16 protein-coding genes are annotated in these 19,557 nt (G+C 68.5%); 3 read left to right on the top strand and 13 right to left on the bottom strand.

Features of this window, described 5'->3' with window-relative positions; translation table 11 throughout:
- Position 1 precedes the first annotated feature (1 nt).
- From AAEX60_RS06140 to AAEX60_RS06125, 4 genes are all read right to left on the bottom strand, one after another.
- Positions 2–1,429, bottom strand: a complete 1,428-nt coding sequence (locus AAEX60_RS06140; RefSeq protein WP_342101936.1) for an HNH endonuclease signature motif containing protein — start codon at positions 1,427–1,429, stop codon at positions 2–4.
- A gap of 197 nt (positions 1,430–1,626) precedes the next feature.
- Positions 1,627–1,935, bottom strand: a complete 309-nt coding sequence (locus AAEX60_RS06135) for a hypothetical protein (protein ID WP_342101934.1) — start codon at positions 1,933–1,935, stop codon at positions 1,627–1,629.
- Positions 1,932–2,792, bottom strand: a complete 861-nt coding sequence (locus AAEX60_RS06130) for an acyl-CoA thioesterase (RefSeq protein WP_342101932.1) — start codon at positions 2,790–2,792, stop codon at positions 1,932–1,934. Before AAEX60_RS06130 ends, AAEX60_RS06135 begins: the two co-directional genes overlap by 4 nt.
- Before the next feature lie 34 nt (positions 2,793–2,826).
- Positions 2,827–3,810 carry a YeiH family protein gene (locus AAEX60_RS06125; protein WP_342101929.1) on the bottom strand — a complete coding sequence of 328 codons (984 nt, stop codon included), beginning with the start codon at positions 3,808–3,810 and terminating at the stop codon, positions 2,827–2,829.
- 70 nt (positions 3,811–3,880) lie between these two features.
- On the opposite strand from AAEX60_RS06125, the gene AAEX60_RS06120 reads away from it, so the two are divergent.
- Positions 3,881–4,795 carry a LysR family transcriptional regulator gene (locus AAEX60_RS06120; protein WP_342101928.1) on the top strand — a complete coding sequence of 305 codons (915 nt, stop codon included), beginning with the start codon at positions 3,881–3,883 and terminating at the stop codon, positions 4,793–4,795.
- A 6-nt stretch (positions 4,796–4,801) separates the two neighbouring features.
- Here AAEX60_RS06120 and hrpA read toward each other — a convergent pair whose 3' ends face one another.
- The 5 genes from hrpA to AAEX60_RS06095 all read right to left on the bottom strand — a co-directional run bounded on the left by hrpA (position 4,802) and on the right by AAEX60_RS06095 (position 12,468).
- Entirely contained in the window at positions 4,802–8,728 is a 3,927-nt protein-coding gene (gene hrpA, locus AAEX60_RS06115; RefSeq protein WP_342101927.1) for an ATP-dependent RNA helicase HrpA, read from the bottom strand.
- A 393-nt stretch (positions 8,729–9,121) separates the two neighbouring features.
- Positions 9,122–9,982 carry a universal stress protein gene (locus tag AAEX60_RS06110; protein WP_342101925.1) on the bottom strand — a complete coding sequence of 287 codons (861 nt, stop codon included), beginning with the start codon at positions 9,980–9,982 and terminating at the stop codon, positions 9,122–9,124.
- 110 nt (positions 9,983–10,092) lie between these two features.
- Positions 10,093–10,491 (bottom strand): pyridoxamine 5'-phosphate oxidase family protein, encoded by a 399-nt coding sequence (locus AAEX60_RS06105; protein WP_342101924.1) that lies wholly within the window; start codon positions 10,489–10,491, stop codon positions 10,093–10,095.
- A gap of 6 nt (positions 10,492–10,497) precedes the next feature.
- A complete protein-coding gene (locus AAEX60_RS06100; protein WP_342101923.1) occupies positions 10,498–11,478 on the bottom strand; it encodes a T3SS (YopN, CesT) and YbjN peptide-binding chaperone 1 in 981 nt (326 codons plus the stop codon).
- A 42-nt stretch (positions 11,479–11,520) separates the two neighbouring features.
- A complete protein-coding gene (locus AAEX60_RS06095) occupies positions 11,521–12,468 on the bottom strand; it encodes an AEC family transporter (protein WP_342101922.1) in 948 nt (315 codons plus the stop codon).
- Positions 12,469–12,550: 82 nt separating this feature from the next.
- Here AAEX60_RS06095 and AAEX60_RS06090 point away from each other — a divergent pair, with 82 nt between their 5' ends.
- Together AAEX60_RS06090 and AAEX60_RS06085 are read left to right on the top strand one after the other, a co-directional pair.
- A complete protein-coding gene (locus tag AAEX60_RS06090) occupies positions 12,551–13,075 on the top strand; it encodes a ferritin (protein WP_342101920.1) in 525 nt (174 codons plus the stop codon).
- Between the two features lie 31 nt (positions 13,076–13,106).
- A complete protein-coding gene (locus AAEX60_RS06085) occupies positions 13,107–14,429 on the top strand; it encodes an acyltransferase family protein (RefSeq protein ID WP_342101919.1) in 1,323 nt (440 codons plus the stop codon).
- Here the strand turns inward: AAEX60_RS06085 and AAEX60_RS06080 are convergent.
- The 4 genes from AAEX60_RS06080 to AAEX60_RS06065 form a co-directional block, all read right to left on the bottom strand.
- Complete coding sequence (locus AAEX60_RS06080) at positions 14,407–15,024, bottom strand: CueP family metal-binding protein (RefSeq protein ID WP_342101918.1); 618 nt, start codon at positions 15,022–15,024, stop codon at positions 14,407–14,409. The two genes, AAEX60_RS06085 and AAEX60_RS06080, sit on opposite strands and share 23 nt — an antisense overlap.
- A gap of 447 nt (positions 15,025–15,471) precedes the next feature.
- Complete coding sequence (locus AAEX60_RS06075; RefSeq protein WP_342101916.1) at positions 15,472–18,387, bottom strand: vitamin B12-dependent ribonucleotide reductase; 2,916 nt, start codon at positions 18,385–18,387, stop codon at positions 15,472–15,474.
- Between the two features lie 10 nt (positions 18,388–18,397).
- Positions 18,398–18,883: a transcriptional regulator NrdR gene (nrdR, locus tag AAEX60_RS06070; RefSeq protein WP_342101914.1), complete on the bottom strand. Its 486-nt coding sequence runs from the start codon at positions 18,881–18,883 to the stop codon at positions 18,398–18,400.
- A 201-nt stretch (positions 18,884–19,084) separates the two neighbouring features.
- Positions 19,085–19,480, bottom strand: coding sequence for a DUF2752 domain-containing protein (locus tag AAEX60_RS06065; protein WP_342101912.1), 396 nt, complete (start codon positions 19,478–19,480; stop codon positions 19,085–19,087).
- Positions 19,481–19,557: the final 77 nt, after the last annotated feature.

Below are 19,557 nucleotides of genomic sequence, written 5' to 3'. Positions count from 1 at the left end.
GTCAGGCCGCTGTGGTTTCCAGGATCTGGGTTTCCAGGTGTCGTCGGGAAGCGGCGACGTCGGGCCGGCCGAGGTCCAGGGTGCGGCTGGCCGTGGTGAGGTAGCGGTAGCCCAACGGGGTCTGCCACAGGAAGATCCCGGGCAGGGGTTGGGCCAGGTGCCAGCCGAAGTGGGTCTTGGCCCGGTGGGCACGACGGGACAACGGACCAAGATTGTCCGGATGGGTGAGGCCGGCCAGCGGTCCCCGAGCTTGTCGAGGGGTCTTCCACGGAGTGGTGTGGTCGAGGTCCAGACCAGTTGATTGTCGGGTGGACCACGGGAAGACCTCATACGGACTGCGCAGTGTGACCGCTTCCCGCATGGTGGCTGGACACTCATAGGCATCCGAGGGGACCTGGTGGTTCTGGTCGATCACCGGCCGCACCGTGACCCGATGATGACCAAACAGGTCCCGCAACCAGCCCGCCAACAACGGCTGCAGATGCTCACCACGGACGATGCCCTCGCCGGCCTGCAGGGTGGTGTCGGTCAGGTGCAGCACCACCTGGGTGGCGGGGAGCAGTTTCTCGGGGTCGACGGTGATGGTGCCGCAGACATGCCCGGCCTGCCCCGCCCGCTCACACAGCCGCTCGAACTCCTCCCCGACGGGCAACTGGTCCAGGGCATCGGCCTGCAACAACTGGGTGGCCAGCGCGGGGGTGGCCATCAACCCGAGCGCCTTGGCCCGCAGCGCGTTCGGGGTGCCGACGTGTCCGGCGCGGCGCAACACCTGCACCAACCGATCCAGTTGGGCGTCGAGCTGCACGGCATCCGCCGCGTCGATCACCGCGGCAACATCAGCAACCCCGGCCTCGGACTGCGCGATCCACACTCCCCGGACTTCCTGGGCGTCCTGACGCTTCTGTTCGGCTTCCTCGGGTGGCAGGTGGCGGAGCACCACGCCGGCCACCGTCTTCTTCACCCGCCTGAACGACATTCCGACGATCATCCGCGACAGCTCCAGGTCCACCAACCCGGCGGCATCCCGGTCCAACTCCCGGGTGGCGAAGGCGATGTGCTGAGCGTGGTGCACCGGCACGTCGAGCTCCTGCACCATCCGCCACAGGGCCGGCAGCCGGTGTCGCACATCCAACGCGGCGGCGATCAGGGCGGTGGCCTCCTCCACCCGGACATGCAGATCCGCGGCCAACTCCAACGCACACCCCTCCGCAACCTCCGGAGTCCCCGCTCCACCGAGGGCGACGAGGCGTTCCCGGCCGGGCAGCGCCGGCTCGGACGAATCCACCTCGTCGACGTCGGAGTACAGATCGGCCAGATGCGCGATCAGCCGGAAGTCGCGGGCCTCGGACTCCCGCCGGGCCCGGCGCTCCGCCCGCAGAGCCTCGATCGTCGCAAGGGCAGTCCCGGGGAGGTCGTCGGGCACGCCCATGGGAGGTGTCTGGGTTGCTGGTGTGCTGCTCATGCTAACCTCCCCCGAAGTCTTCGTGTCTGTATTCTAATTATAGTTCCCCAACATCCGCTGGACTAGCGATTAGTTTGTCTAATAAATCACTCCATTGACCCCTCGACAGGCGGTTCGTGAGCCTGTCGAAGGGCGGGCGCCGTGGCTGGAGCCTTGGCAGTGAGTCAAGCAGCCGGGTCTGACAATTCTTGGAGGAGCTGTCCGAGGGTCGCCAGTCGCACCCCGCGGGCAGCCAGCCCGGTCAGCAGTTCCGCGGCGCCGGGCAGCGGCAGGGTGTGGGACAGCAGCGCCTCCCGGTAGCGGTCCACCACCTCCAGAACCGACACCGAGGACCCGAAACGGCCGATCAGGGCACCGAAGCGTTCCCGGTGCATCGCGAGCGGATCCGCGCTCCCCTGCTCCACCCGTCGATGGAAGGCCATGATCTCGGTCAGGGTGCCATCGAAGTCGAAGGCGGCCAGCCGAAGGCTCACTCGTGGAGGACCCGGATCATGCCCTCCTGGCTGCAGGAGGCCACCAGCGAATTGCCCTGGACCAGGCGGCCGGTGGAGAAGCCCAGCGCCTTGCTGGCCGACGGGGAGACCTGGTCATAGAGGAGCCACTCGTCGGCGCGGACAGTGCGATGGAACCACATGGCGTGATCAATCGAGGCCACCTGCATCTGCGGGGAGAGGAAGGCCACCTGGTGCGGCACGGTGGCGACACTGAGCAGGGTGATGTCGCTGAGGTAGGCCAGCACAGCCTGGTGCAGCCGCTGGTCGTCGGGCAGCGCGCTGGCGGTGCGCACCCAGACCCGCATGTGCGCCTGGTGCGCACCCGGTGTGATCATCCCGGAATCGCCGGAGTCCCCGGCGAAGCGCACGTCCAGCGCGTCCCACTCCGCGAAGTGCTTGGCCGAGACACCCAGCCGCTGCTGCATCAGCTGCATCAACGACGGGCACTGCTCCGGCGCGGGCACTCCGCGCGGCATCGGGTCGGAGTGGTCCAGCCCGGGCTCGTCGACGTGGAAGTTGGCATTCATCGCGAAGATGCTCTCCCCGCCCTGCCGGGCCAGGATGCGACGCGAGCTGAAACTGCCCCCGTCGCGCAGCGTCTGCACGTCGTAGATGATCGGCTGGTCGGTCTTGCCACCGCGCAGGAAGTAGGCGTGCAGCGAATGGCACAGCCGGTCATCCCCGACGGTGCGGTAGGCCGCCATCAGCGACTGGGCGAGCACCTGCCCGCCATAGGTGCGCTGCAACCGGGTCCGGGGCTGGTGCCCGCGGTAGAGACCCAGCTCGATCTCCTCCAGGTCCAGCAGGCTGACAAGTTCTTCGGTGGTCTGAGGCACCAGCCCAGTTTTCCACCTTTCAACCGCGTGTGCCTCAGCTGACCAGAGTCACACCGGCCAGGGCGATCCCGCCCACCAGCAGGGTGCTGAGCAGCCCCAGCAGGAAGGGCTTGGGCCCGACGTGGATCAGGTTGCGCACCTTGACACCCAGCCCCAGCGCGAACATCGCGGCGGCCAGCAGCGCGGTCTGCACCGTCTTGATCAGGGGAAGCCACTCGGCGGGCACGACATGCAGTGAGGCCAGCACCACCATGGCCACGAATCCGGCCACGAAGAGCGGGACGATCGGCGGACGCTTGCCGTCGGAGCTGACCGGCTGGGCGCGCCGCACCCACCAACCGACGGCCACGGCCACGGGCGCCAACATCAGCACCCGGGCCAGCTTGACCACGACGGCCACCTTCAGCGCCGCCGGGCCGAGCGCAGCGCCCGCGGCCACCACCTGGGCCACCTCATGGATGGAGCCACCCGCCCACAGCCCGGAGGCCAGCTCCCCCAGCCCGAAGACCTTGGCGAGCACCGGAACGATCGGAATCATCAGGGTGCCGTAGAGCACCACCAGGGCGATGGCCGTGGCCACGTCGTCCTCCTCGGCGTCGACGACGGAGTTCACGCCGGCCACCGCAGCGGCGCCACAGATGGAGAAACCCGACGCGATCAACAGCCGCTGGTTCCGGCCGATCCCCAACGCTCGGCCGATCGCCAGGCTGCCCAGGATGCCACCGGCCACGACGGCGATGATCACCAGAACCATGCCCGCCCCCAGCCTGGCGATGTCGCCGAGGACCAGTTGCAGGCCGAGCAGCACGATGCCGATCCGCAGCACCCGCTTGGCAGAGCAGGCCACTCCGGGCGCCAGCGTCCGGCCGATCGGGAAGATGTTGGTGTAGAGCACGCCCAGCAGGATCGCCACCAGCAGCGCGCTGAGGGTGGGCACCGCCCGGTTCACCACCACCGCAATGGCGGCGCCCGCGGCGCAGAAGAGAAGACCGGGCAGAAGCGGACGCACTGATTTCACGTCCTCAATCCTTCCGGCACAAGGGCCTATGCAGAAGACCGAAGCTGACATGGGGTCATATCATGTACGCATGACCGATTGGCCGGAGCTGGGCACCCTGGAACTCCTGGTGACCACCGCGCGCACGGGCAGCCTGACTGCGGCCGCCCGGGAGCTGGGGATCGCCCAGCCCAATGCCAGCCGCTCGATCGCCCGGCTGGAACGACGGCTGGGCGCCACCCTGCTGGTCCGCACCCACCGCGGCTCCACCCTGTCGGCCGTCGGCCGTCAGGTGGCGGAGCTGGCCGAGCCACTGTTGCAGCAGGCCCATCACTTCACCGACGGGGTGGCCGAGCTGACCAGCCGGCACGGCAGCCAGATGGAGTTCGCCGCCAGCCAGACCATCGCGGAGTACCTGGCCCCCGCCTGGCTGGCCCGGCTGCACCAGGTGGATCCGGCGGCGGGATGGCACATGCGGGTGACCAATTCCAGCACCGTGACCTCACTGGTGCTGACCCGGCAGGTGCCGGTGGGTTTCATCGAGACCCCGGACCTGCCGTCGGGGATCACCAGCCGGACCGTGCACACCGACCGGCTGCGGGTGGTGGTGGACCCACACCACCCGTGGGCCCGACGCCGACGGCCGCTCACCCTGGACGAGCTGGCCTGCACCTCCCTGGTGGTCCGCGAGCTGGGATCCGGCACCCGGGAGACCCTGGAAGCAGCCCTGGCCAGCCTGGACGTCGCCACCCCGACCCTGGTGCTGAGCAGCAACACCGCGGTGCTCGGCGCCTGCGCCGCCGGCGCCGGCCCGGCGGTGTTGAGCGAGCTGGCGGTGCGCGCCGCGCTCCAGATCCGACGGGTGGTGGAGGTGGAACTGGCCGAACCGGACCTGCTCACCCGGCAACTGCGCGCCATCTGGCTGGGCCGCACCCCCGAACCGCTGGCCCGGGACCTGATTCGGGTCGCGGGCTCCCCCGCGCGGATCAGCCCACCCGAGAGCTGAGCGGGGTCATCCGCGCGCCTCGGTCATGGCCTTGCGGATCCGCTTGGGGGAGACGCTGACCGCGGTGCGCAACTGCTGGGCAAACTGCTGCACCCGCAATTCCTCGATCAGGAAAGCGACCTCCTCCACCGCGGCGGGCAGCGGGCCGGGCGGCTGGGCGCGGCACAGCTCGGCGTATTCGTACTCCAACTCGTCCACCAGCTGGGCGCCCTGCCGGTCCCGCGACGGGCTGGCCGCGGCCCCCGTCAGGCGCAGCGTGATCCCCTTGACATATCGCGGCAGGTGGCCGTACCACGGGTCCGGGGTGGCGCTGATGAAGTTCGGGAAGACCAGGTTCTCCAGCTGGGCGGTGACGTCCTCGCGGACATCGCCGGCCGGGAAGGAACCAATCGCCAGCCGGGCCTCGGCGGTATTGCGCAACGCCTCGGCGGCCGTCGCGACCACCGCTCGCATCGCATCGGCTTGTTCCTGCCGCACGAACAGGGCAAGTCGGTCATAACTCCCAGCGTCGCGCACCTCGTCCAGGCTGGTGCCCTGCTCGGCGGCCCAGCGCCGGGCCAGCTGTTCGGCGGTCTTCAGCCGGGCGTCGGCCAGCAGCGCGGGCACGCTCGGGTAGGGCGAGCCGCCCAGCGCCAGCTTGTCGGCATTGGACAGGTGGCTGACCACCCACTTGGTGGGGTCGGGCAGGGTGAGCACCAGCAGCCGGCGCAGCCCCTTGGCGTGGGACTGGCTGGCCCGGGCGCGGGTGTCCAGCACCACGACGCCGACGCTGGATCCCTCGTCCTTGAGCGACGGGAAACCGACCGCCCTGGTGCCGCTCTTCTCCATCTGCAGCGTGCGATCGATGGCTCCCATGCTCCAGCTGGTGGCCCCGGTGATGGCCTTCTTGGCGCTGGCCCGGGTCAGGGTCTGGCTGACCTTGCGCGCCAGGTCCTGCCGCAGGTCCGCAAAGTCCTTGCTGCGACGGGTTTCCCGGCCGTTCTCGGTGATCCGGAAGGCCACCCGCAGGTGCTCCGGCACCGCGTCGGGATTCCACTGCCCCGGCTCCACCGTGACCGAGGTGAGCTGGCGCAGCGCCCGGCCCAGCTCGTCGCAGAAGCGACGGGTGTGGTCCGGCCCTTCACCGACCTTGGCCATCTCGTCCAGCCAGTCCAGCGCGGCCCGGGCATGATTGGGGGCGGGCACGAAGCTAGTGCGTACGCTCTTGGGCAGGGCGCGGATCAGCTCGGTGGCCAGCTCCTCGCGCAGCCCCGGCACCTGCCAGCTGAAGGGTTCGGCCGCCACCTGGTTGAGCTGGGCCAATGGAATGGCCACCGAGACGCCGTCATGCCCGGAACCGGGGTCGAAGACATAGTCGATCGGGAAGCTCAGCTCTCCCCCGGTCTTGGAGGGCACCACCCAGTGGTCGGGGAAGTCGCCTGCGTCCACCTGCTCGGCCTGGGGCGCCAGCAGGTCGTCGATACCCATCTCCAGTAGCCGCTTGTCCGGCTGGCGGCGCAGCCACGCGTCGAAGTGGCTGCCGCTGACCACCTCGGCGGGGATCCGCTCGTCGTAGAACTCGTAGATCTGCTGGTCGTCGACGGTGATGTCTCGACGCCGGCTGCGCTCCTCCAGCTCCTCGGCCTCCTGGCGGACCTTGCGGTTGTGGTGGAAGAAGTGGTGCCTGGTGCGCCACTGACCCTCCACCAGAGCAGACCGGATGAAGATCTCCCGCGCCAGCACCGGATCGATCCGGGCATAGCTGACCGGGCGCTCCGCGATGATCGGGACGCCGTAGAGCATCACCTTCTCGTAGGCCACCACGGAGCCGGAATTGCTGGACCAGTGCGGCTCGGAGTAGCTGCGCTTGAGCAGCTCCCCAGCCACCTCCTCCACCTGCTCCGCGGTGATCGCGGCGACGGTGCGGGCCCACAACCGGCTGGTCTCCACCAGCTCGACGGCCATCACCAGCGGCGGCGGATTCTTCGCCAGGGCGGAACCGGGCTGAATCGCGAACCGGGCACCCCGGGCGCCCAGGTATTCCCTGGGTCCGGGGCGTCGCCGCTTGCCAGAGCGGTCCTTCTTGGGCTGGTCCTGTTCTCGTAGGTCGGCCAGGCCGACGTGTCCCAGCAGACCGCTCAGCACGGCGGTCAGCACCTTGTCATCCGGGGCCGGGGCCTGGTTTCGTTCCAGCCCGATCTCCTTGGAGATGTCGCGCAGCTGGGTGTGCAGGTCCTCCCATTCGCGCACCCGCAGGAAGTTGATGAACTCGTCGCGACACATCCGGCGAAAGGCGTTGCCGCTGCGGGTCTTGCGCTGCGCCCGCAGGTAATCCCACAGCCGTAGCATCGCCATCAGATCGCCACCCTGGTCGGGCGCGCCGCCGCTGCTGGCGGTCACCCGCTCGGCGGCCCGGGTGTGCGCGGTGTGCCGTTTGGGGCCCTGATCGCTCGACGGAGGTTCGGGGGCCTGCTCCGGCATGGTCGGCGTCCAGAACCGACGGTGCAGCTGATCGGCCTGTTCCCGCTTCTCGGTGGGGCGTTCGCGCACGTCGGGGATGGCCAGGCCGGCCACCAGCACCTGCATCTCCCGGACACAGCCCTGCCGCTCAGCCTCCAGCAACATCCGGCCCAGCCGCGGGTCCAGCGGGATCCGGGCCAGCCGGTGGCCGATCCGGGTGAGCTTCGGATGGGAATGACTGCCGGGCTTGAGAGCCCCCAACTCGTCCAGCAGCCGCAGACCGTCGGTGATCTGGCCCCGGTCCGGCGCCTCGACGAAGGGGAAGGAGCCAATGTCCCCCAGCCCGGCCTCGGCCATCTGCAGGATCACGCTGGCCAGGTTGGTGCGCAGGATCTCGGGCTCGGTGAACTGGGGCCGGGCCGCGAAGTCCTCCTCGCTGTACAACCGGATGGCGATGCCGGGCGCGACGCGGCCGCAGCGGCCGGCGCGCTGGTTGGCGCTGGCCTGGCTGACCGGCTCGATCGGCAGCCGCTGCACCTTGGTGCGCGCCGAGTAGCGGGAGATCCGGGCGGTGCCCGGGTCAACCACATAACGGATCCCGGGCACCGTGATGGAGGTCTCAGCCACATTGGTGGCCAGCACCACCCGTCGCCCGGTGTGGGCGGTGAAGACCCGGTGCTGTTCCGCGGCCGACAACCGGGCATAGAGCGGCAACACCTCGGTGTCCGGCAGTTTCAGGCCGTTGACGGCCTCCGCGGCGTCACGGATCTCCCGCTCACCGGAGAGGAAGACCAGAATGTCGCCCATCCCTTCCCGGGACAGCTCGGTCACGGCCTTGCAGATGCCGTCGATCTGGTCACCGGAATCGGCGTCCTCACCGTCGGCCACCAGCGGCCGGTAGCGCATCTCGACGGGATAGGTGCGCCCACTGACCTCGATCACCGGCGCCGGCTTCCCGGCCCTGTCACTGAAGTGCTCCGCGAAGCGGGCGGTGTCGATGGTGGCCGAGGTGATGATCACCTTCAGGTCCGGCCGCCGGGGCAGCAACTGCTTGAGGTAGCCCAACAGGAAATCGATGTTGAGACTGCGCTCGTGCGCCTCGTCGATGATGATCGTGTCGTAGCGCTTGAGCTCCCGGTCATGGGTGATCTCGGCCAGCAACACGCCGTCGGTCATCACCTTGACCCGGGTGTCCTTGCCCGCCTTGCGGGTGAAGCGCACCTGGTAGCCGATCAGCTCGCCCAGCGGGCTGTCACACTCCTCGGCGATCCGTTCCGCGACGGTGCGGGCGGCGATCCGTCGGGGCTGGGTGTGGGCGATGCGGCCCCGCCCCAACCGCAGGCAGATCTTGGGCAGCTGGGTGGTCTTGCCGGAGCCCGTCTCACCGGCCACCACCACCACCTGGTGCTCGCGGATCAGCTCGGCGATCTCGTCGGCATGCTCGGCGATGGGAAGCGCCGGGTCGAATTCCAGGCGAGGCGGTTGCGCAGTCATGACCCGACAAGACTAGACCCAGGACGCAACCGGGCCCGGAGACTGTTGCCTCCGGGCCCGCTATTTGCGTTGCAGGAACAAGTCCCCCGACTCGTTCCCCCCCTGCGGTCGATCCCCCGATCTGACCGTAAGGGCTTGCCGATTCCCCCGAATCGGCATCGCCCGACAGTTACTCCCCCGAGATCCGTCCGGCGATGTCCCCATCATTTCCGGGCCGCCGACTGAAGACAAGTTAACGGTGAACGGCGAATACCGTCGATTCAGCTCCCATTCAGGAACACCCGTCTTCATGTCCCGCGATCAGGGGACACCGGACAGCTCCAAGCGGGATCGTGCGGCAATGTTCCGTCACCCATTCAGGTGACATGTGACAAATGTCACTTTCTCTTCTGGTCATTTGACCAAGGCGACCGGGCTCTCAGCATGAGCCAGGACGGCGCGCATCACACCGCCCAGGTGGATCCCCAGCAGCTTGGCCTTCTGGACCCCCAGCACCAGCAGGTCCACCGTGGCCGACAGGTCCACCAGCTCGTCCACCGGGGTGCCCGCCGCGATCACCACCTCCACCGGCACCTCGGGATGCCGGCCGCGCAGCGGGGCCAGCAGGCCGTCGATCCCCGCGCGCGCGGCCTGCTCGACCTCCGCGAAGGCCGCACCGGTGTCATTCTGCTGGGCGACGTGCACCACGGTGAGGCTGACTCCCCGGGCCTCGGCCTCGGCCATGGCCCACTCCAGGGTCTGCGGGGAGTGGTTGTGGGCATCGACGCCCACCGCGATCCTGGCCATGCCGCCGGTCAGACCTGGGGTGGCCGCCGCGGAGATCACCACCACCGGACAGTGCGCGGCATCGGCCAGGGCGACGCTGGTGGAGCCGATGAACATCCGCTCCAGCCCGCTCACGGAACGCCGGCCCACCACCAGCAGGTCCGCGCCCTCGCTCAGCCGGGCCAGCACGGCCGCGGCATTGCCCAGCACCACCTCGGCATGGATCCGCTCCGTGGGCAGGCCCGCCTCGCGCGCCACCTGGATGGCGGCCCGGTTGGCGTGCTCCCCCGCCTCCTGGAGCGCGCTGGGGTCATAGACCACGCCCCAGGCCCCGGCCATCACCGCGTCATCGACGGCGTGCACCAGATGCAGGGTGGCATTACGACGCTCGGCCGCGCCGACGCCATAGCGCACGGCCCGCAGGCCGTCCTCCGAGCCATCCACCCCCACCAGCACTCGTGGACCCTGGATCTGCACCGACTCATTCATGGCCTGTCCCTCTCCGGATGGGCCACACCCGGCAGCGGCGCCGAATGCGGCAGTGGCTTGCCCTGATGCCATTCTTCCACGCGCGTCGCGCCGTGGCGAGGGCAGGAACCTCAGTCGGACGACACTGCGCGGCCGGTGTACTCCCGCGGCGTGATCACCAGCAACTGCTCCCGATCATCGGGGACGAAGGGCTCCGGCATGGGGCCGTGCGACGCCAGGTCCTCGTCGCCGGCCCGGTGCAGCTGGCCACGTACCAGGACACTCCAGCCATTGCGGAAGCCGGCGTCGAACTCGTCCACCTCGAAGGCCACCGGGGTCTGTTCGGGCAACGCCGCCAGCTGGGTGTCCCGGGCGGTGCGCAGCACGATCTTCTCGTCGGCCAGGAGATAGGACAGCGGCAGGACGGTCAGGCCGTCGGGCCCCTGGAAGGCGACCCGACCCACCGCCTGCTCCCGCAGCAGCAGGCTGCACTCGGCCGCATCCAGCACCTCGAAATGCCCCTCAGCCATGCGTGACTACCTCTCTTCCTCATCCGTGAAGGTGACCCGGCCGCGCAGCTTGGCGGCCAGCTCGTCGTCGATCCCGTCGGCGATCTGGGTGATGATCCGCACACCCTCGTGCAGGTGGGATGGCACGAAGGGCCGCGTCAACAGGCTCATGGACACGAAGACCCGGTCCCGGTAGAGCGCGAACCGGCCGAAGCGGGACTCGCTGTTGAGGTCGTTGAGCACCTCGATGGCCCGCCCCCGGCCCTCCAGGTCATGCACCAGGGCGCTGAACAGCAGGACCTCCCGGGCGTCGGAGGTGCAGCGGACGAAGACCATCGAGGATCCCACCCGGATGGTGAAGTCGCCCTCCTCGTCGCTGATCGGCTCGTGGCCGAACATGTGGGCCAGCTCCGTGCGGACGAACTCGCGCAGCTGGGCGTGGTCGGCGGGCATCGTGGCGACGAAGTCATGTGCCTCCCCCGGCTGGCCCGCATGGGCTTCGCTGCCGCCGGGCCGCTCGCGGACGGCCGGCTCGGTGGCCAGGATCTCGGCCAGCTGGTCCGGCGCCAGGAAGACCGGGTGCTGCACGCCGAACACGTCGCGCAGGGTGTTCACCGCCAGCTCGGCCAGCCAGTGGCAGTCGTCCTGCACATGCTCGGCCCAGAAGTTCGGGGTGGGGTGCGGCTCCTCGACGCTGGGCGACTGCCAGCCCAGGGCGGCCAGCTGGTCCAGCTGCGCGGCACCCAACTGGAAGCCGTCGCCCAGCACCGCATTGCTGGCGGCCTCGGCCAGGATCATCGGCGGCTCGTCGCGGGACGGACGGGCGCCGCAGGTGAAGCTGACGAAGGGCGCGGGCTCGGTCTCGGTGGTCAGGGTTCCCACCCGCAGCGAGGCCCCGTCGTCGATCACGGAGACCACCTCCGCCAGCCGTTCCGTGAACAGCTTCCAGGCCTGCCGGGTGCTGGCGTCGAAGTCAAAGGTCTCGGTGGGGCCCACATCCTCGCTCATGCGGCCAACCTAGTACACGACGGTTTCCCAGCCCGTCAGCACTCACCCCAGCACCAGCGCCATCGTCATGATGGTGCCGATCGACGCGATCGAGGTGATGAAGACCACGTCGCGGGCCAGCACCACCTGGCGCTGGTAGCGCACCGCGTGACTGAAGATGTTCTGCGCCGTCGGCAGCCCGGCCAGCACCAGCACCGCCATGGTGGTCACCCGGTCCAGCCCGAACAGGCGGGCCAGCACCAGGGCCAGCAGCGGCTGGACGAACAACTTGAGACCGCTCAACACCAGGGTCTCGTGCCACAACGGGCCCTTGCCCGGCAGCGGGCCCAGCCGCAGGGAGACCCCGAAGGCGATCAGCATGGTGGGCACTGCCAGCCCGCCGAGCATGGTCAGCGGAACGTCCAGGAAGTTGGGGATGTTGGCGCCGGTCAGGTTCAGGGCCAGACCGGTGAGCACGCCCAGCGTCATCGGGTTGCGCAACGGCATCATGGCATTACGCCGCCAGGAACTGCGCTGGCCGCCGTCGCGGGCGGCATCGATGTCCAGGAAGGCCAACCCGAGCGGTTGCAGGACCGCCACCTGCACCAGCAGCAGCGGTGCGATCCAAGTCACGTCGTGCAGCACGTAGGCGGCGATCGGCAGGCCCATGTTGCCGGCATTGACATAACTGGCGCAGAAGGTGGCGATCACGGTGTGCCCCACCCCGGGGCGACGGCCGTCCGGTTCGCGCAGCACCCACCGCAGCAGGCCCAGGCAGAGCAGCCCGGTCGCGACGGTGGCCAGCACGCTGACGAGCAGGTTCTGGGCGAAGATCCGCTTCAGGTCCGCGCTGGCCATCATGGTCAGCATCAACGCCGGGCTGCCCGCGAAGAAACTCAGCTTGGTCAGCACCAGTTGGGAGCTGGTGTCCAGGATGCGCAGGTGGGCCAGCAGCCAGCCGACGCCGACCACCGACCAGATCGTGAAGAAACCACCCAGAACACCCGTCACTGACCGCAGTCTACGAGCCCGTACGGTACGCCCTGCGAAGAATGTCTCGCGCGGTGGGACCGTCTCATGCTTGGCTGGGGGCATGAAGATGAGCAAGGAACTCGAGAAGCTGTTCAATGACCAGATCACCCTGGAGCTGGCGGCCTCCACGGTCTACCGGCAGCTGGCCATCGAGGTGGATGCCCAGGACCTGCCCGGCATGGCTGCCTGGCTGAGGCATCAGGCCGACGAAGAGGTGGTGCACGCCAACAAGTTCATCGACCACCTGCTGGACCGGGACAACCACCCCAAGATCGGTGCCGTGGCCGCCCCGAAGACCGCCGCGTCGATGACCCCGTTGGACGTCTTCAACGCCGCGCTCGAACACGAGCAGAAGGTCTCCGAATCCATCCGCAACCTCTACCGCGAGGGTGAGGCCGCCGGTGACCTGGACTCCCGCCCGCTGCTCAGCTGGTTCATCAACGAACAGCTGGAGGAGGAAGCCACCATCAGCGAGATCATCGGCCGGATCACCATGATCAATGACGACGGCCCCGGTCTGCTCCGGCTGGACCAGGAGCTGGGCCAGCGGCCGGTCACCAGCACGGAGAACACCGGCGGCGCCTGAGCGACCCGTCGCGGCCCTACCCTTGTGGTCCGTGGCCGAACACGCTGAACGCACGACCCAGACGACGCAGAATCCAGAGCGCGAGCCGCTGATCGACGCGGCTCGCGCTCTTGCCGTCTGCCTGGTGGTCCTCTTCCACGCCGGTCTGTGGCGGGTCTACGACACCCCGACGGGCTGGCAGGCCCGCACCATGGAGCTGGGGCCGCTGGGCTGGTACGGCAGCTGGTTGTTCATGGTGATGCCGCTCTTCTTCGTCGCCGGCGGTTTTGCGCACGCCGTCGTGGTGGACAAGATGCGCACCCGGGGCACCGGCCTGGCCCACTATTTCGCCAACCGGGGGCGACGGCTGGTGGGCCCCACCACGGTCTTCATCACCCTGTTCGCCGTGCCCAGCAGCCTGGCCGCCTGGTTGGGTTGGGTGGAGGAGGCGGTCTTCGTCAGCCACAACCTGACCAAGCTTCTCTGGTTCCTGGTGGCCTACCTGTTCATCGTGCAGATCGCCCCCGCCATGGTCTGGCTGCACGACCGCTACCCCTGGCTGGTTCCGGTGCTGTTGTTCGCCGCGGGCACCGCCGTCGACGTGTGGACCATCACCACCGGGACGCTGGACAACCGCTACTGGAACCTGGTCATCGTGTGGCCACTGTGCCACCAGCTCGGGATCGCCAACCAGCGCGGTTTCCTGCGGCGCGGCCCGCTCTGGCAGCCGGTCGCGGCGATTGTCGTGGGCAGCGCCGCGATCGTGGCGCTGCTGCGGCTCCACTTCGGCACCATGGGCGGTTGGCCGGTGCCGGCGCTGGGGATGGGCTCACGCTGGATCTCCAACCTGCAGCCACCCACGGTGCTGATGGCCTGGTTGGGGCTGGCCCAGACCGGGATGCTGGGGCTGCTGGCCAGACGCCGCCCCACGGTGCTGGAACACCCGGGCGTACAGCGGGCGATGGGAGTGGTCAATGCGCTGCTGATGACCACCTACCTGTGGCACATGCCGTGCGTGGCGGTCTCCTTCGGGATCGCGATCGGGCTGGCACTGCTGGTGCCCTCCGCCGCGGGGATCACCACCTTCCCGCTGTTCACCCTGACCATCGCGCTGGCGCTGATCGCCGTCGTGGTGCCGCTGGTGGCCCGGCTGGACCTGCGGATGATCCCGCCGCTGGGCGCACGCCAGAACGGGCCGGTGGCCTTCGCGGCGCTGGTGCTGTTGACCCTGTCCATGGTCGGAGTGTGGCGCCACGGCCTGGTGGTGCACCCGGCCCAGCCCCTGTCTAGCCTGGGCGTGCTCGGTGTCTGGGCCGGTTCGGCGCTGCTGGCGTGGGCGGCCAACCGGCCCGTCAGGCCATCCGCAGCGTCGTGAGGCAGGTGGGGCTGTCGGAATTGGTGGCGAAGGGCACGCTGCCAGTCTTGCCGTCCATGGTCGCCGTGACGGTTCCCTTGACGTCGCGCGGCAGCCAGAAGCCGACGAAGCCATTGGTGGCGGTGGTCACATCCTCGTCCACCAGCTTCTTGCCCGTCTGGTCCGTGATCACCACGTGCATCTTCTTGTTGACCTGCTCCCCCTGACAACCGGACAGGCTGTGCGCAAAGCACTCGTGGGTGGTCTGGAGATAGGGGGCGATGGACAGGTAGAACTCGTCGGCCGGCAGCGGCAGGCTGCGCTCCCCCGTGGAATCGGAGAGCACCAGCTGGTCGGCCTTGACCGAGGCCTTGAGGCCCTCAATGGGGCGCTTGTCCTGGGAGCGGTCCAGCGCGTCGATGGTCGCGACGGCGTCCTTGCCCTGCACGCCCAGGCGCTCCAGCACGTCGTCACCGGAGCTGGCCGAGGCGGGGGCACTGGCGGCGGGCTGGTCGGCCTGCGGCGCCTGTCCGGCGGAGCAGGCGGAGACGGAGAGCAGGCCGACGGCCAGCAGGCCACCGGTGAGCAGGTTGGCGAGGGGATGGCGACGGTTCATGCGTGGCTCCTGGGGGGTGGGAGGGACAACGGTTCTGTCGAATATTCAACAAATCTACCGTGCCTATCCACTGCTCCCCAGGCCGGGGGTCCCTACCCAAGATGTAGGCAGGGCGCCCCTCGCGTTTGAGGAACGCCCTGCCGTCAGGCCTACGACTTCTCACGACGAACACCCTTGAAGGGGTCGCCATCCTGCTTCTGATCCATGATCCGACCAGTCTTGGTGTCACGCTTTGCCCAGTTGCCGTTCGGCAACTTGAACTGAGTGCGCTCGCGAACGAAGCCGTCACGGTGGCCACCCGAGTTTCCAGCCACATTAATCACCTCCCCTCCCACTTGATTCCAAGCGGGAGCTGAGCGACGATGTTTGTCCCTGAAGGGGAACGGGACGCTGCTCCCGCACGTGGGGCTGGGTGCTGCAACACCCAGCCCCACGTTGGTTTTTGACTCAGCTGCAGCCGCTGGTGGAGCCGCAACCCTCGCAGACATAGCAGGAGCCGCTGGGCCGCATCTTGGTGCCGCAGGTCATGCACAGCGGCGCGTCGATGGCGTGCCCGGTCAGGCCCTCCATCATCTCCGTGGTGGTGTGGGCCGAGCCCACGGTCTCCTGCTGCACCGAACCCTGGCCGGGGGTGGCCTGGATCAGCGACGGCTGGACGGGGCCGCCCTCGTCCACCCGCAGGTCGTCGCCGGCGTCATTCTTCAGCGACTCGGACTCGGGCATCGCGGCCTCGTCCTCCTCGCTCAGGTAGGAGCCGGTCTCCACATAGCGGGCCCGTTCCGCGGAGGTGTAGATCCCCAGCTCGGAGCGCTCGTCGAAGGACAGGTAGTCCAGCGCCAGCCGGCGGAAGATGTAGTCCATGATCGACTGGGCAATCCGGATGTCCGGGTCGTCGGTCATGCCGGCCGGCTCGAACTTCTGGTTGGTGAACTTCTGCACATAGGTCTCCAGCGGCACCCCGTACTGCAGCGCGATGGAGATGGCAATGGAGAAGGCATCCATCACGCCGGCCAGGGTGGAACCCTGCTTGCCCAGCTTGAGGAAGACCTCGCCCAGCTGCCCGTCGGTGTACTCGCTGGAGGTCATGTAGCCCTCGGCGCCGGCCACCGAGAAGGAGGTGGTGCGCCCCAGGCGGGACTTGGGCAGGCGACGCCGGCGCGGCCGGTACTCGATCCGCACCTCCGGCTCCGGAGCGGGGGCGGGCGCGGCGGCGGCAGCGGCCTCGTCGGCCACCTTCTTGCCGTCGCCCTTCTTGCCATCGCTGAGGGGCTGGCCCACCTTGCAGTTGTCGCGGTAGACGGCCAGCGCCTTGAGGCCCAGCTTCCAGCCCTGCAGGTAGACGTCGGCAATCTCCTCGACGGTGGCGCTCTCCGGCAGGTTCACCGTCTTGCTGATGGCACCGGACAGGAAGGGCTGCACGGCGGCCATCATCCGGACGTGACCCATCGGCTGGATCGCGCGGGCGCCCATGGCGCAGTCGAAGACCTCGTAGTGCTCCGGCTTGAGGGCCGGGGCGTCGATCACGTGGCCGTGCTCGGCGATGTAGGCGACGATCTGGTCGGCGTCGGCGGTGCTGTAGCCCAGGTTCTTCAGGGCGCGCGGGATGGTCTGGTTGACGATCTGCATGGAGCCGCCACCCACCAGCTTCTTGAACTTGACCAGGCTGAAGTCCGGCTCCACGCCGGTGGTGTCGCAGTCCATCATGAAGCCGATGGTGCCGGTGGGGGCCAGCACGGAGGCCTGCGCATTGCGGAAGCCATTGCTGGCACCCAGGCTGACCACCTGCTCCCACTGGGCGGCGGCCGCCTCGGCCACCAGGGAGTCGTTCTTGTGCAGCGGCTTGAGCTGGGCGCTGGCGTCGCGGTGCTTGGCCATCACCCGCTGGTGCGGCTCGGCATTGGCGGCATAACCGTTGTACGGCCCGACGATCGCGGCCAGCTCGGCGCTGCGCCGGTAGGAGGTGCCGGTCATCAGGGAGGTGATGGCGGCGGCCAGCTGACGGCCACCCTCGGAGTCGTAGCCCAGGCCCAGCGCCATCAGCAGGGCGCCCAGGTTGGCGTAGCCGATCCCCAGCTGGCGGAAGTTGCGGGTGGTCTCACCGATCGCCTCGGTCGGGAAGTCGGCAAAGCAGATGCTGATGTCCATCGCGGTGATGATGATCTCGACGGCCTTGGTGAAGCGCTCCACGTCGAAGACGTCGTCGCTGTCCAGGAACTTCAGCAGGTTCAGGCTGGCCAGGTTGCAGGACGAGTTGTCCAGGCTCATGTACTCGCTGCACGGGTTGGACGCGGTGATCGGGCCGGTGTTCGGGTTGGTGTGCCAGTCATTGATGGTGTCGTCGTACTGGATGCCCGGGTCGGCGCACTCCCACGCCGCGGTGGCGATCTTGCCGAACAGCTCGGTGGCCTTGACCTCCTCGATCACCCGACGGTCCTCGCCGCGCGCCCGCAGCCCGAACATGGCGTCGTTCTCCACGGCGGTCATGAACTCGTCGCTGACCCGGACCGAGTTGTTGGCGTTCTGGTACTGGACGCTGGTGATGTCCTTGCCGCCCAGGTCCATGTCGAAGCCGGCGTCGCGCAGGGCGCGGATCTTGTCCTCCTCGCGCGCCTTGGTCTCGACGAATTCCACGATGTCCGGGTGGTCCACGTCCAGCACCACCATCTTGGCGGCGCGCCGGGTGGCACCGCCGGACTTGATGGTGCCGGCGCTGGCGTCGGCGCCGCGCATGAAGGAGACCGGGCCCGACGCGGTGCCGCCGGAGCTCAGCAGTTCCTTGGAGGACCGGATCCGGGACAGGTTCAGGCCGGCACCGGAGCCGCCCTTGAAGATGAAGCCCTCCTCCTTGTACCAGTTGAGGATGGACTCCATCGAGTCGTCGACGGAGAGGATGAAGCAGGCGCTGACCTGTTGCGGGCTGGCGGTGCCGACATTGAACCAGACCGGGGAGTTGAAGCTGAAGTACTGGTGCAGCAGCATCCAGCGCAGCTCGTCCTCGAAGACCTGGGCGTCGGCCTCGGTGGCGAAGTAGCCGTTGTCCAGACCGGCCTTGGAGTAGGTGGTGACGACGCGGTCGATCAGCTGCTTGAGACCGGTCTCGCGCTGCTCGGTGCCCAGGGCGCCGCGGAAGTACTTGGTGGTGACAATGGTGGAGGCGTTCAGGCTCCAGAAGTCCGGGAACTCCACCCCACGCTGCTCGAAGACGCTCTCCCCGGTCTTCCAGTTGGTCTGGACGACGTCGCGCTTCTCCCAGGTCACCTCGTCATAGGGATGCACGCCCTCGGTGGAGAAGACCCGCTCGATGGTCAGGCCGGCCGCCTTCTTGGCGGTGCGGCGGGCTGTCCTGCTGGTGGTCTCGGTCATATCAGCCTTCTCACTTCTCGTCGGATTCGTTGTGATTCATGGTCGTGGTGGTGCTGGTGCTGCGCAGATGCGCGATCTCGGCCTCGAAGTCCTCCAGGCTCTGGTAGTGCTGGTAGACGCTGGCGAAGCGCAGATAGGCGACGGGATCCAGCTCCCGCAGCGGCTCCAGGATGGCGATGCCGACCTCGTCGGTGGGGATCTCCCCCGCGCCACTGGCCCGCAGGGTCTCCTCGACGCGCTGACCCAGCCGGGCCAGGTCGCCCTCGCTCACGGGGCGCCCCTTGCAGGCCTTGCGCACCCCGGAAATCACCTTGTCCCGATTGAACGGCTCCAGCACTCCGGACTTCTTCAGCACGGAGAGCTGGACCTGTTCGATGGTGGTGAAGCGACGCTCGCAGGCCGGGCACTGGCGACGACGGCGGATGCTGCAGCCGTCGTCCGTGGCCCGGGAGTCGAGCACGCGGGAATCGGAGTGGCGGCAGAATGGGCAGTGCACGGCCTGACTCCTTTCGGGCATGACAAGCAACCCCTGAGGGCCTCGTCGGTGGACTGGACAAGCGGCGACTCTTTGTGCCTTCAACCACTAGCTGTGGGTGAATCACACCGGTGCAACCACTAGATGTAGCTACCGTAGGTGTTTCGCACCCCAACGTCAAACCCTCGCGAAGGGCGCATCGACGGCGTGTCGGGTGGCATTTCAGAGCAGATTGCGCCACACCGCGAAGGCCACGGCGGGGCCCGCCAGCAGGATCAGGATCCGATCCATCGTCACCGGGCGAACCGAGCGCGGGGGACGGATGGCGGGGCCGCCCAGGGCCTCCACCAGCCAGGCCGTCGTGCACAGTGTCAACACCCCACCGATCAGCAGGGTGAACGGATTGGCCTGCCAGGCCTCGTTCCACCGCCCGTGCAGCAGGTGCATACCGGCAGTCGTCGTGCCGCAGACCGGGCAGAGCAGCCCGGTGGTCACCCGCAACGGACAGGGGACTCCCCGCCCCAGGATCAACACCAGCGCAGCCTGGCCCGCACACACCAGTGCCAGCGAGCCGACGCCCCGCAGGGCTCGTCGGGCATCAAAGGGCGCGGGATCCATACCTGACATTGTGCCGCGGCTCCTCGGCGCGCTCCCCCGAAGTGCGCCCAGCCTCCCCTAGCATCGGGGACGAGCCA

Source organism: Luteococcus sp. H101 (assembly GCF_038433155.1).
Lineage (GTDB): Bacteria > Actinomycetota > Actinomycetes > Propionibacteriales > Propionibacteriaceae > Luteococcus.
The sequence above is the reverse complement of the archived record's forward strand: the minus strand, read 5'-3'. Positions and strand labels throughout refer to the sequence as shown.

Excerpts from the sequence above, each read along its gene's own strand:
- AAEX60_RS06080 (WP_342101918.1), bottom strand. The coding sequence starts at position 15,024 with ATGAACCGTCGCCATCCCCTCGCCAACCTGCTCACCGGTGGCCTGCTG.
- AAEX60_RS06120 (WP_342101928.1), top strand. The coding sequence starts at position 3,881 with ATGACCGATTGGCCGGAGCTGGGCACCCTGGAACTCCTGGTGACCACC.
- AAEX60_RS06090 (WP_342101920.1), top strand. The coding sequence starts at position 12,551 with ATGAAGATGAGCAAGGAACTCGAGAAGCTGTTCAATGACCAGATCACC.
- AAEX60_RS06075 (WP_342101916.1), bottom strand. The coding sequence starts at position 18,387 with ATGACCGAGACCACCAGCAGGACAGCCCGCCGCACCGCCAAGAAGGCG.
- hrpA (WP_342101927.1), bottom strand. The coding sequence starts at position 8,728 with ATGACTGCGCAACCGCCTCGCCTGGAATTCGACCCGGCGCTTCCCATC.
- AAEX60_RS06105 (WP_342101924.1), bottom strand. The coding sequence starts at position 10,491 with ATGGCTGAGGGGCATTTCGAGGTGCTGGATGCGGCCGAGTGCAGCCTG.
- AAEX60_RS06065 (WP_342101912.1), bottom strand. The coding sequence starts at position 19,480 with ATGGATCCCGCGCCCTTTGATGCCCGACGAGCCCTGCGGGGCGTCGGC.
- AAEX60_RS06110 (WP_342101925.1), bottom strand. The coding sequence starts at position 9,982 with ATGAATGAGTCGGTGCAGATCCAGGGTCCACGAGTGCTGGTGGGGGTG.
- AAEX60_RS06140 (WP_342101936.1), bottom strand. The coding sequence starts at position 1,429 with ATGGGCGTGCCCGACGACCTCCCCGGGACTGCCCTTGCGACGATCGAG.
- AAEX60_RS06100 (WP_342101923.1), bottom strand. The coding sequence starts at position 11,478 with ATGAGCGAGGATGTGGGCCCCACCGAGACCTTTGACTTCGACGCCAGC.